This is a genomic window from Magnetospirillum sp. 15-1 (genome assembly GCF_900184795.1).
Taxonomy (GTDB): domain Bacteria; phylum Pseudomonadota; class Alphaproteobacteria; order Rhodospirillales; family Magnetospirillaceae; genus Phaeospirillum.
The window spans coordinates 108,703-119,821 of record NZ_FXXN01000014.1 but is presented as its reverse complement, the minus strand read 5'-3'; the positions used below and the strand labels follow the sequence as shown (position 1 = coordinate 119,821).

At 66.7% G+C, this 11,119-nt stretch carries 13 protein-coding genes and 1 tRNA gene; 8 read left to right on the top strand and 6 right to left on the bottom strand.

The features are described from left to right. Together CP958_RS26780 and CP958_RS02400 are read right to left on the bottom strand one after the other, a co-directional pair. The coding region (locus tag CP958_RS26780) for a hypothetical protein (RefSeq protein ID WP_242442703.1) at positions 1-48 on the bottom strand (48 nt) is incomplete at its 3' end. Beyond that, complete coding sequence (locus CP958_RS02400) at positions 48-491, bottom strand: helix-turn-helix transcriptional regulator (protein WP_242442702.1); 444 nt, start codon at positions 489-491, stop codon at positions 48-50. The genes CP958_RS26780 and CP958_RS02400, both read right to left, overlap by 1 nt. Positions 492-638: 147 nt before the next feature. Here CP958_RS02400 and CP958_RS02395 point away from each other — a divergent pair, with 147 nt between their 5' ends. From CP958_RS02395 to CP958_RS02375, 5 genes are all read left to right on the top strand, one after another. Further along, on the top strand, positions 639-920 hold the full coding sequence (locus tag CP958_RS02395; protein WP_096700411.1) for a hypothetical protein: 282 nt from the start codon (positions 639-641) through the stop codon (positions 918-920). Between the two features lie 5 nt (positions 921-925). Then, complete coding sequence (locus tag CP958_RS02390) at positions 926-2,101, top strand: hypothetical protein (protein WP_141400394.1); 1,176 nt, start codon at positions 926-928, stop codon at positions 2,099-2,101. A gap of 148 nt (positions 2,102-2,249) precedes the next feature. Next, on the top strand, positions 2,250-2,585 hold the full coding sequence (locus tag CP958_RS26775; protein ID WP_242442701.1) for a DUF3489 domain-containing protein: 336 nt from the start codon (positions 2,250-2,252) through the stop codon (positions 2,583-2,585). 41 nt (positions 2,586-2,626) lie between these two features. Beyond that, positions 2,627-3,040 carry a DUF2924 domain-containing protein gene (locus tag CP958_RS02380; protein WP_197706335.1) on the top strand — a complete coding sequence of 138 codons (414 nt, stop codon included), beginning with the start codon at positions 2,627-2,629 and terminating at the stop codon, positions 3,038-3,040. Further along, the gene (locus CP958_RS02375) at positions 3,037-4,617 is read left to right on the top strand and encodes a recombinase family protein (RefSeq protein WP_096700408.1); all 1,581 of its coding nucleotides are present in this window, start codon (positions 3,037-3,039) and stop codon (positions 4,615-4,617) included. The genes CP958_RS02380 and CP958_RS02375 overlap by 4 nt, the downstream gene beginning before the upstream one ends. A 233-nt stretch (positions 4,618-4,850) precedes the next feature. Here the strand turns inward: CP958_RS02375 and CP958_RS02370 are convergent. Then, positions 4,851-4,942, bottom strand: a tRNA-Ser gene (locus CP958_RS02370). A 201-nt stretch (positions 4,943-5,143) separates the two neighbouring features. Here CP958_RS02370 and CP958_RS02365 point away from each other — a divergent pair. Further along, complete coding sequence (locus tag CP958_RS02365) at positions 5,144-5,983, top strand: hypothetical protein (RefSeq protein ID WP_096700407.1); 840 nt, start codon at positions 5,144-5,146, stop codon at positions 5,981-5,983. A gap of 28 nt (positions 5,984-6,011) precedes the next feature. Here CP958_RS02365 and CP958_RS02360 read toward each other — a convergent pair whose 3' ends face one another. Next, on the bottom strand, positions 6,012-6,686 hold the full coding sequence (locus tag CP958_RS02360; RefSeq protein WP_242442700.1) for an MBL fold metallo-hydrolase: 675 nt from the start codon (positions 6,684-6,686) through the stop codon (positions 6,012-6,014). 130 nt (positions 6,687-6,816) lie between these two features. On the opposite strand from CP958_RS02360, the gene CP958_RS02355 reads away from it, so the two are divergent. Then, the gene (locus tag CP958_RS02355; RefSeq protein ID WP_096700406.1) at positions 6,817-7,713 is read left to right on the top strand and encodes an LOG family protein; all 897 of its coding nucleotides are present in this window, start codon (positions 6,817-6,819) and stop codon (positions 7,711-7,713) included. Between the two features lie 130 nt (positions 7,714-7,843). On the opposite strand, the gene CP958_RS02350 is transcribed toward CP958_RS02355, so the two are convergent. Together CP958_RS02350 and CP958_RS02345 are read right to left on the bottom strand one after the other, a co-directional pair. Then, positions 7,844-9,130: an HD domain-containing phosphohydrolase gene (locus tag CP958_RS02350; RefSeq protein WP_096700405.1), complete on the bottom strand. Its 1,287-nt coding sequence runs from the start codon at positions 9,128-9,130 to the stop codon at positions 7,844-7,846. 4 nt (positions 9,131-9,134) lie between these two features. Continuing rightward, positions 9,135-9,746 (bottom strand): hypothetical protein, encoded by a 612-nt coding sequence (locus tag CP958_RS02345; RefSeq protein WP_242442699.1) that lies wholly within the window; start codon positions 9,744-9,746, stop codon positions 9,135-9,137. A 170-nt stretch (positions 9,747-9,916) separates the two neighbouring features. Here CP958_RS02345 and CP958_RS02340 point away from each other — a divergent pair, with 170 nt between their 5' ends. After that, complete coding sequence (locus tag CP958_RS02340; protein WP_096700404.1) at positions 9,917-11,119, top strand: MFS transporter; 1,203 nt, start codon at positions 9,917-9,919, stop codon at positions 11,117-11,119.

Below are 11,119 nucleotides of genomic sequence, written 5' to 3'. Positions count from 1 at the left end.
GTCGCGATAGGGGCCGTCCTCGCCATAGCCGGTGATGTCGCAGGTGATCAGCCGGGGATGGCGGGCCCGCAGCGAAGCCGAGCGCCAGGTTCTGCACGAAGACGTCGGCCTGGGCGACCATGCGGTCCAGCAGCGCCGCGTCCCCGGCCTGCTTGATGTCGAGGACGGCCGCCGTCATGCAGGAGCTGCAGGACGCCGAGCGCGATATCGGCATCGCGGTCGGAAAGGGCGCGCAGCAGCAGCCGGGCGCGGGCTTCCACTTCGGCCCGTCCCGGCGCGATCGATTCCGGCGGCGCGTCGAGAAAATACACCAGGGGTGCGTCCAGCGCGGCGGCGATGCGGTCCAGCGTGTCGAGGGTCGGCAGGCTGACGCCGCGCTCGATATTGGACACGGCCTCCGGCGAGCGTTCGATCCGCTCGGCCAGTGCTTCCTGGGTGAGGTCGGCCTGTTCCCGTGCCGTCCGCAGCCGTCGTCCAATGGTGCGCTTCAAGTCCGTGGTCATGAGACGAAGTCTGGCTGCGGAAGAACGACTTGACCACGGAGGCGGCTTCGCTAATGTCGCCTTCAGACGAAGTTAGCATTAACAATAAGCCGAGCCGCCGTATTGCGGTTCATCCCCTGCCCACGGAGGTTTTCCATGCGCCTCGTCCTTGCCGCCCTGCTGTTCGCCGTTCCGGCCGCGGCCCATGCCGCCGAGGTCTCTGACGACATCAAGGCCACCTGTACCCTGCTCGCCGCCAAGTCCATTCCCAAGCTGGAGGGCATTCGGCTCAAATCGTCCGAGGTGAAGCTGGAAAGCCGCAACGACATCTACACCTTCTACGCGGTTCGCCTGGAGACCGAGGTGCTCGGCAGCGTCACCAAGCTTTATCACCGCTGCCGGATCGGCCGGGGCGGTTCGGTCAGAATCGTGGAGTGACGATCATGGCCGCCCTGTTGCTCGATGCCGAAGAATTCTCACCGCTGATCCGGGCCCCGCTGGGTGGCGGGCATGACGAAAAGTGGTTGCAGGCCCTGCTGTTCGCCCATCCCGGCGTGATCCCCATCGAGCGGATCGATCCCGGCGCCGGCTCCCTGGTGCCGATCTGCCGTGAACTGGCCCTGCCCAAGGATGGCGCCAGCGTTTTCCTCGATCTGCTGGCGGTGACCGCCCATGGGCGGCTGGTGCTGGTGGAGTGCAAGCTGTGGCGCAATCCTCAGGCGCGGCGCGAGGTGGTGGCCCAGGTGCTGGAATATGCCGCCCTGCTGCGGCGCTGGTCCTATGCCGATCTGACGGCACGGTTGAAGGCGTCGCTGAAGTGGAGCGGCGCCAATCCGCTGTTTTCCCATGTGCGCCGGACCGTCCCCGACCTCGACGAAGTGGGTTTCGTTGAGGCGGTGTCGCGTTCGCTCAAAAGCGGCGATTTTGATCTGGTGATTGCCGGGGACGGCATCCGCGCCGACCTCGAGGTGCTTGCCGGCCATCTGGAGGGCAGCAATGCCCGCCTGGCCCTGGTGGAAATCCAATTGTGGACCGACGGAGCCGGCCGCACCGTGGTGGTGCCGGCCCTGCCGCTCCGCACCGAGGTGCTGCACCAACGGGTGATCGTCGACGGCGAGGGCGTGCCGTTGCGTCTGGAGGAGCCCGGCGATGCCGTCGAGGCGATGGAGGCCTTGGCCGATCCGGAGCGGGCCGCGTCGCGGGACGGCAATCGTGCCTTCTGGCAGTGCTTCATCGATGGGGTACGTTTCGATCACCCCGACCAGCCGGTGCCGCGCCACGGCGGCAACAACTGGGTGAAGATCCCGCTGCCGGCGCCGGCCCGCTGGCTGACCGCCTACCGCACTGCCGACGAGGCGGGATTGTTCCTCCCCCTCGACGGCGACGGGGGAGAGGCCCTGTTCGAGCGGCTGGCGGAAGCCGCCGCCGCCCTTCGTGACGAGAGCGGCCTCGATTTGGCCTTCATCCGCAAGCAGGCGGAGCCGTTCAAGGGAAGCATGGCGGTCAAGCGGCTGCTTTCCGACTTCGCAAGTCTCGAGGCACAGACAGCCTGGTTCTGTAACGCGGCCAACCGGCTGGTCAATGCCTTGCGTCCCAGACTGTCGGTGGAGGGGGCTTAAAGGACTGGACTTGCCCGCACCGGCAAGCATTGCTTGGGGACAGCAACGGGCCGCGGTCCCGCCTCCCACCCCGACCGGGCAACCGGCGGGGCCTGGGGTGGTGGGAGCGCCGCGACGGTCGCGGCGCCTGACCTCAGGAGCCCCGATCATGACCACCACATCCGCCCGCCAAATCGTCCGCAACGCCACCGGCGCCGTCACCGGCCTGGTGACCGGCATCGTGAAGGGCAGCCGCAAGGATGCCCCCACCGAATCGGATCAGGCCACCGCCGCCCCGGTTGCCACCAAACAGGCCCGCCTGCTGGAGATGCTCAAGCGTCCGGAAGGCGCCACCCTGGAGGAGTTGATCGCGGTTACCGGCTGGCAGGCCCACTCGGTACGCGGCGCCATCAGCGGCACCGTGAAGAAGAAGCTGGGGCTGCCGGTGACCAGCGGGACGGTCGAGGGCCGCGGCCGGGTCTATCGGATCGGTGGAGAGGGCTGATCGTGGCCCGCCGCCCCACCAAGCGTGAGGAGGCTCTGCCCGTGGATCCGGCGAGTCTCCCCGACCGTTCCCGGGATGCCTTGAAGCAGTTCTGGCAGAAGCTCTTTCACCAAGACCCTCCGCATAAGCTGGGCCGCAAGCTGATGCTGCTGGCCATCGCCTACAAACTGCAGGAGCGGGCGAGTGGTGGGCTCAAGTCCTCGGTCTCCCGCCGGATCGCCCTTGCCGGCGAGGCCATCGCCGCCGGCAAGGCTCCCGCCCCGGTAACCACGGTGAAACCCGGCACTCGGCTGCTGCGGGAATGGCAGGGTACCACCCATGAGGTGATCATCCTCGACAGTGGCGTCCGCTACCGGGGGGAGACCTGGCGTTCGCTCTCCGAGGTGGCGCGCGCCATCACTGGGGCGCGGTGGTCTGGGCCGCGCTTCTTCGGATTGAAGGAACCTCGGGCATGAAGCCCCAACTTCGCCGTTGCGCGGTCTATACCCGCAAATCCTCGGAAGAGGGCCTGGAGCAGGATTTCAATTCGCTGCATGCCCAGCGCGAAGCCTGCGAGGCCTTCATCAAGAGCCAGAAGGGCGAGGGCTGGAAGCTGGTCGAGACCGCCTATGACGACGGCGGCATCTCGGGCGGCACCATGGAACGTCCGGGGCTGCAGCGCCTCTTGGCCGACATCGTCCTGCGCAAGGTCGACGTGGTGGTGGTCTACAAGGTCGATCGCCTGACCCGCTCGCTCGCCGATTTCGCCAAGATGGTCGAGGTGTTCGATGCTCACGGCGTCTCCTTCGTGGCGGTGACCCAGCAGTTCAACACCACCTCGTCCATGGGGCGTCTGACGCTGAACATCTTGCTGTCCTTCGCCCAGTTCGAGCGGGAAGTCACCGGCGAGCGCATCCGCGACAAGATCGCCGCCTCCAAGAAGAAGGGTATATGGATGGGCGGCAACGTACCGCTCGGCTATGACGTCAGCGACCGCAAGCTGGTGGTCAATGAGCCTGAAGCCGAAACGGTGCGGAGCATCTATCGCCGCTATCTTGAAGCGGGCTGTGTCCGGACGCTGAAGGGCGGGCTGGATCGGGACGGCATCCGCTCGAAGACCGGTAACGCCTTCGCGCGCGGCGCCCTCTATGCCCTGCTCGCCAATCCCCTCTATATCGGCGAGATCCGCCATAAGGATGTCCGCCACCCCGGTCAGCACCAAGCCATCGTCGATCGCCCCCTATGGGACACCGTGCAGCAACGTCTGGCTGACAACGGTCCCGAGCGGCAGGTCAATCGCAGGGTCGAGGCCAGTCCGCTGGTGGGCAAGCTGTTCGACGCGGCGGGCGAACGCCTCACGCCCAGCCACACCGTCAAGAATGGTCGGCGTTACCGCTATTACATCTCGCGCCCCCTGGTGACCGGTATCGCCGAGACGGCGCCATCGGGATGGCGGCTGCCGGCCCACGAGATTGAGCGGGTAGTGGCCGATGGGGTGCGGACTCTGCTTGTCGATCCCACGTCCATCACGAATACGGCCCGTGAGGCCGGTCTTCCCCCTGAGCGCATCCCCGCGCTTCTCGACAGCATCGCCGGACAGGGCGGTGATCCGTTCGATCTGGTCCGGCGGGTCGAGCTGGGGGCCGAGGCATTAACCCTGACCTTGGCCCTCGCTGAAGACCTCATCATCACCCATCGGATACCCATGACCATCCGGCGTCGCGGTATCGAGATGCGTTTGGTCATCCCCGGCGCCAATACCACGGCGTCAAAGGCCGATCCCGCCCTGCTCAAGGCCATCGCCCGCGCCAGGGGATGGTTCGATGATCTGATCTCCGGCCGCGCCGTCTCGATGGTCGCCATCGCCGAACGGGAAGGGGTCAGCGACCGCTACGTCAGCACCCTTCTGCCGCTGGCTTTCCTCGCCCCAGACATCGTCGAGGCCATCGCTGCCGGTCAGCAGCCCGCCGACCTTACCGCCGAGACCCTGATCCGGCATATCGACCTGCCCCTGAACTGGAGTGAGCAGCGAGCGCTGCTGGGCGTCGCCTGACACCCCACGCACTCCCTATGACGCGGCCCGGACACTCCTCCCGGGCCGTCGGCGTTTCAGCCGCCGGAAAAACCAAACCGAACCGCCTCACTGGCTGACGGAGAAAAGGGGAGAATACGGCGCGCGAATGCCCCGGAATCCGGTCTCTCCGGTTCGGAAAGAAAGGCGGCAACCGCCGGAACCCGCGCCTTTCGGCGCAAGGTCTCGGAGAACAGGTTGTCTTGAAGAGGAAGTGGCGGAGGGGGCGGGATTCGAACCCGCGCAGGGATTTAGGTCCCTGGACGATTTAGCAAACCGTTGGTTTCAGCCACTCACCCACCCCTCCGCAGAGGCGGTTGCTTGCCGCCGTGGCCGGAGCGATGTTTCTAACCAAACCCTGGGCGGGCGTCAACGCTTCCTTTCCTATGATCGACAAAGGAATCGCGAGGAGGGTCCTTCAGGGGCCAGACCCCGGGTTGCGGCAAAGGCGAGGCCGTCGTAAGGTGGCGGGTGTTCGGGGAGCCGGCCGCTCCAATGGGGAGGAGGAATGCGCAGTACGTGGCCGTTCATCGCGGGAGCGATCGTTGCCGGTCTGGTGACGCTTTTTACCCTGCCTATTCTGGTGGCGACCGGTCTCATCATGATGGCCGCGGGGTCGTTCGGCCATAGCGAAGCCACCCTGTCGGGCGGCTCGGCCTTTTCCATGCGCGACGAGCGCGGGCGCGTCACCTCGAAGCTGATCAACACCACCTACACCGTCGTCTCGGTTCCCATCACCGGCGAGCCCAGGCCGCGCCGGACCCTGCTGCGCCAGCGGGTCACGGTGGGTGACGACGGCGTGGGGCGGGCCAGCCTGTCGGCCTGGCTGGTGGGGGCGCCGTCGGAATTGCGCAAGCCGCCGCTGTTCCATATCAGCGTGGCGGCCCATTCGGCCAATCTGGGCGACGACTTCCTGTTCTGGACCGAGGCGGGGGGGCGGCGCACCGCCTATTCCCTGGCCAACGGCGACTGGCTGTTCGATGCCGACCTGCCGCTGGTGACCTTCACCTTCGAGCCCGAGGCGCGGCGCATGGCCGCCCTGTCTCAGGCCGATGAGGAATATGCCTCCAAGGGCGGCGTGGCGGTGTTCACCTATGCGGCGCCGGGCCGCGTGTTGCGCCGCGTGGTGCTGGTAGTCGACGACCCCATGCGGGCCGGTATGCTGCGCGCCACCCTGTCGGCCACCAAGCTGGTGACCTATACGGACGAGGTCCTGGGCGGCAGGGTGGTGGAATTGCCCCTGGGCTCGGGCGCGGTGCGCATTCCCGTCACGCCCAACACCATGGATATCGGCCGGGCGCTTCTGCCGCCCGGCATGCGGCTGGTCCCCATTCAGCTTTGGGGATAGCCCTATCAAGGGGCCGCGATGGCGGCTCTCAGCCCACCATCCGCCACCAGCGCCGCGCTTCCCGCACCGCCCATTCCGGACCGTGGCCCGAGAACAGCATGGAATCGTCGTTCAGCAGGCCGAGCAGGCGGTTGATGGAGGCCCACAACTGCTGTTCGCTGCCGCCCGGCAGGTCGGTCCGGCCGACGCCGTTGCGGAACAAGGTGTCGCCGGTCAGCACGAAACCGCCGAAATCCAGGCAGATGCCGCCGGGGGTGTGGCCGGGGGTGTGAATCACCCGCACCGGGGCGCCGCCCAGGCTTTCGGTGGGCTCGCCCGCAAAGGTCTGCAGGCTGCCCGGCCCCTTCTGCGGCTGGCCGGTGAAGGTGCGGTTGAGGTCGCTGGAGGTGGAGATCACCTGGGCTTCATCGATATGGGCGCGGGTGGGGATGCCCAGCGCCGTTTCCAGTTGATGGGCGGCGCCCAGGTGGTCGGGATGCCCGTGGGTCAGCCAGATCACTTCGGCCTTGGCGCCGGTGGCGGCCACCGCTTCCAAGATACGTTCGCCGTCGCCGCCGGGGTCCACGATCGCCAGGGTGTTGGTGGGTTTGTGAACCACCAGATAGCAGTTCTCGTACCAGGGCGGGCTGGTCACCAGCACCGACAGGGAGAAGTCGCCAAAATCGCCGAACTGCTGAAGGGTCATGACATTGATCTCGTCCACGGTAAGTTCCTTCCCCTATAGCGAAGGCGGGCGCGCTTTCCAAGCAATGGTTTCGCCTTTACGCCATGGTAACGGTGCATGGCGGACACTGAGCCTTGGTTATAGGGTGGGTTGAGGAGGTCTCTGTTTCATGCGAAAGCCGCCCCGCAAGCGCGGACCGTTCGCCTCGGCCCGGCGCGAGGTTTCCGAAACCGGCGAGCCGGGGCGCTCGTCGGCCCAGACCGCCTCGCCCTCCTATCGTCTGGCCTTCGAGGATGTGGACTTTCTGCTGCGCCAGGACTTGCGGCCGGTGCGCCTGCAGTTGGAATTGCTGAAGCCGGAACTGCTGCAGCAGCAGCACGGCATCAAGTCGACGGTGGCGGTGTTCGGTTCGGCCCGCATTCCCTCGCCCGAGCGCGCCCAGTCGGTGCTGGGGCTGGCCGAGGAGGAGGCGCGCAACCGGCCCAAGGATCGCGTGGCGGCCCGGCGGCTGGCGGTGGCCCGGCGCATGGTGGCCAACAGCCGCTATTACGAGGAGGCGCGGCGCTTCGCCCGCATCGTCACCGGCACCTGCGCCGGCGAGCATGTCTGCGACTTCGTGGTCAAGACCGGCGGCGGGCCGGGCATCATGGAGGCGGCCAATCGCGGCGCCGACGATATCGGCGGCAAGTCCATCGGGCTGAACATCGTGTTGCCCATGGAGCAGGAGCCGAATTCCTACATCACCCCGGATCTGTGCTTCCGTTTCCACTACTTCGCCATCCGCAAGATGCACTTCCTGACGCGCTCCAAGGCGCTGGTGGTGTTCCCCGGCGGTTTCGGCACCCTGGACGAATTGTTCGAGGCCGCCACCCTGATCCAGACCGGCAAGATCGACCCCATTCCGATCCTGCTGTTCGGCCGTGAGTACTGGGAGCGGGTGATCAACATCGACGCCATGATCAACGAAGGCATGGTCGCCCTCGAGGACAAGGACATCTTCACCTTCGTGGAGACCGCCGAGGAGGCGTGGAACTGCATCGCCGATTTCTATCGCCTGCCTAAATAGGGTCGGGACCCGATTTACAAATACATACGTAGGAATACCATGGGGCATGCGGTTTCGCTGATCCCTGGGGAGGGATGGGCCGCCCCTCGATCCGCCACCCTTGCCGGCCGGCGGATCGAGGCGGCGATACTCAGCGTTCCAGCGCTTCCTCGAAATAGTGCAGGGTCCTGAGACGCAGGGTGTGCACCAAGCCCTCATCCTCGCGTCCGCCGAATTCCCCGTACAGACCGTTGGCCATGGAAAAGAACAGGTCGAGCAGGGCCGGGTCGAAGTGGCTGCCCCGTCCGGCGGCCATGATGGCGGTGGCCTGGGCGGGCTCCATGGGCTCCTTGTAGGGGCGCTTCGAGGTCAGGGCGTCGAAGACGTCGGCGATGGCGAAGATGCGGGCCGCCAGGGGAATCCGCTCGCCGGCCAGCCCGACCATGTAGCCGCTGCCGTCATATTTTTCGTGGTGATAGCCGACCACGTCGGCGGCATCCTTCAGCCACTGGAAACGTTCGACCAGATCGAGGCCGTGGGTGATGTGGGTCTTCATCACGGCGAATTCCGCGTCGTTCAGCGGACCCGGCTTGAGCAGGATGGAATCGGGAATGGCCAGCTTGCCCACGTCGTGCAGAAAGGCGCCCTTGAGCAGCGAGCGGATGCCTGCATCGTCCAGGCCGGCGGCTTCGGCCAGGCCGAGCGCATAGAGCGAAACCCGGTAATTGTGGCTGTTGGTGTCGCTGTCGCGCTTGGCGATGGCGCTGCCCAGCATCTCGATGGCGCCCAGATTGGCGTAGAGCAGCGAGCGGGAGCGTTCCACCAGCGAGCGGTTCAGCCGGGTGATGACGGGATAGAGCAGGGCCGAAGTAGCCAGAACCGACAGGATCACCAGGATCGAGGTGCGCAGTCCCATGCGGCTGGCCACGGCGACGCGGGCCCGGGACACATGGTAGATGCCCTCGAAATAACCGCCGTCGGGGCGCTCGGGCGAGGACAGGCCGGTCATGACCAACAGGTACAACTCGCCGCCGATGATGTGCTTGGTGTACCAACTGGCGCCGGGTTCGGGGAAGACGTGGCGGGAGCGGTCGACCGCCGGGCCGAGCATGCCGCCGTCCTCGGCCATGATCTCGGCCAGCGAGGTGCGGTCGGCGGCGTAGATTTCCGCTCCGGCGAAGTGGGAGGCCGCGCTGCGGCGCTCGCGCAGAAAGGCCTCCAGCCGGGCCTGGACCTGGGGTTTGGCGGCCTTGTCCAGGCGCGGGGGAAGCTGGGGCGACAGGGTGCGGGCCTGCTCGACCGCTTCCTCGACGAAGGCGTCGTCGATACGCTCCATCTCGTAGCTGAAGACGGCACCGCCCAGGAGAGTGGCGATCATCAGCCCGCCGACGCAGAGGCGGAGCGCCAGTTGCCGGTTCAGGGAGGTTCCGAGCGGCACGGCCCTATGCCTTGCGCCCGAGATCGGGCAGGAAGCCGCTCATGGTGTTGTTGACGGCGGGTGGCGGTGGAACGGGCGGCGGCGGGGCTTGGTCGGCGGCGGCGGCCGTCGGGTCCTGGGGCGGAACCTCGCCGCCGGCCGCCTTGGCGGCGGCCAGGCTGGCCATGGCGGCGTCCAGGGACGGATTGGCTCCCTCGGTGGCCTGCTTGAACTCGCGGCGGATCGCCCCGATCTTGGCGTCCACCTTGGCGATGACCTCGCGGTCCTCCTGCAGCAGCTTCATCCAATCGGCCCGGTCCTTGCGCAGCATCTCCTCCATGGCCTCGAGGCGCTTGTTGAACGGCTCGGTCAGCTCGGCGAATTTCTGGGCGTTGGAGGTCTCCATGGCGATCTTGATCTTCTCGATTTCCTCGATCAGGTCGCGCTTGATCCAGCGGCTTTTCTTGTCCAGGTCCTCGGTCATCTTGGTCAGGCGCTCATCCACCTCGGAATTGATCTGAACCTTCAACTCATAGGCGTTCTTGACCAGTTGGGCCATGTACATCAGCAGACCGCCGCCGACGACCAGGATCACTCCCGCCGATAGGCTGATGATGAGGACGGTCGACATATTCATGGACGGGGGCCACCGGGACGCGAGGTGTTAAGGAATCCTTTCCAATGTCGTTCAAAGCCGGGAGCGATGCAAGTCCGGCAGGGCGGCGGATGGTTACGTTCATGTTGCTTTACGATCAATTGGAGTGCGACATTGGTCCGACCACTTGTTCTGTTGTCGAGACGTTTACAATGTCGTCCGCCGTTTCCCAGCGTTCCGCCCAGGCATCACTGGCCTTTTCCTGTGCCGGCCACGCCTATGCCCATATCTTCGAGCCCATCTTCTTCATCGTCGCCCTGGTGCTGCCCGGTGAGATGGGGCTCAGCTACGAAGAGGTGCTGGCCCTGATCGTGGCGGGCAAGCTGCTCTACGGCCTGCCGGCGCCCCTGGCCGGCTGGCTGGGCGACCGCTGGAGCACGGTGGGCATGATGGCCGTCTATTTCATCGGCTTAGGCGTGGCGGCCATCGGCGTCGGGCTGGCCCAGGGGCCGGTGATGCTGGCGGTGGCGCTGGGTTTCATGGGATTGTTCGGCTCCATCTATCACCCGGTGGGCATCGCTTGGCTGGTCCGCAACGCCGTGGACAAGGGCAAGGCCATCGGGCTGAACGGGGTGTTCGGCGGCGTCGGCCCCGCCCTGGCCGGCGTGGTGGCCGGCGGCCTGATCGCCGTGTCGGGCTGGCGTGCCGCCTTCATCGTGCCCGGCGTCGTGGTGCTGGGCACCGGTCTGCTGTTCCTGGTGATGCTGGCCCGGGGCGTGGTGGTCGAGACCAAGGACGACCGCAAGCCCGAACCGGTGGCCGACCGGGGCGAGACGGTACGGGCCGGCATCGTGCTGTCGGTGACCATGCTGTGCGCCGGTCTGGTCTATCAGGCCACCCAGCCGTCCCTGCCCAAGCTGTTCGAGGAGCGCCTGGGCGATTTCGGCCTGCTGGCGGCGGCGGGCGGCGTGACGGTGGTCTACCTGCTGGCCGGTCTGACCCAGATCCTGGCCGGCCATCTGGCCGACCGCATGAGCCCGAAGCGCATCTATATGGTGGCGGCGCTGATCCAGGTGCCGTTGCTGCTGGGGCTCGCCCATGCCAGCGGGCTCGGCCTGCTGCTGGTGGCGGTGCTGGCGGTCAGTTTCAACATGGCCGGCATTCCGGCCGAGAACCTGCTGCTGTCGCGCTACACGCCGTCCAAGTGGCGGGGCACGGCCTTCGGCCTCAAATTCGTGCTGTCCTTCGGCGTGTCGGGGCTGGGCGTGCCCATGGTGTCGCTGATCCGCGGCTGGGGCGGCGGCTTCGAGACGGTATTCACCGTCCTGGCCGTCTCGGCCGCCCTGGTGGCGCTCGCCGCCTGGCAATTGCCGGCCGAGCGGGACCGGGACGCCGTCCCGGCGGCGGCGGAGTAG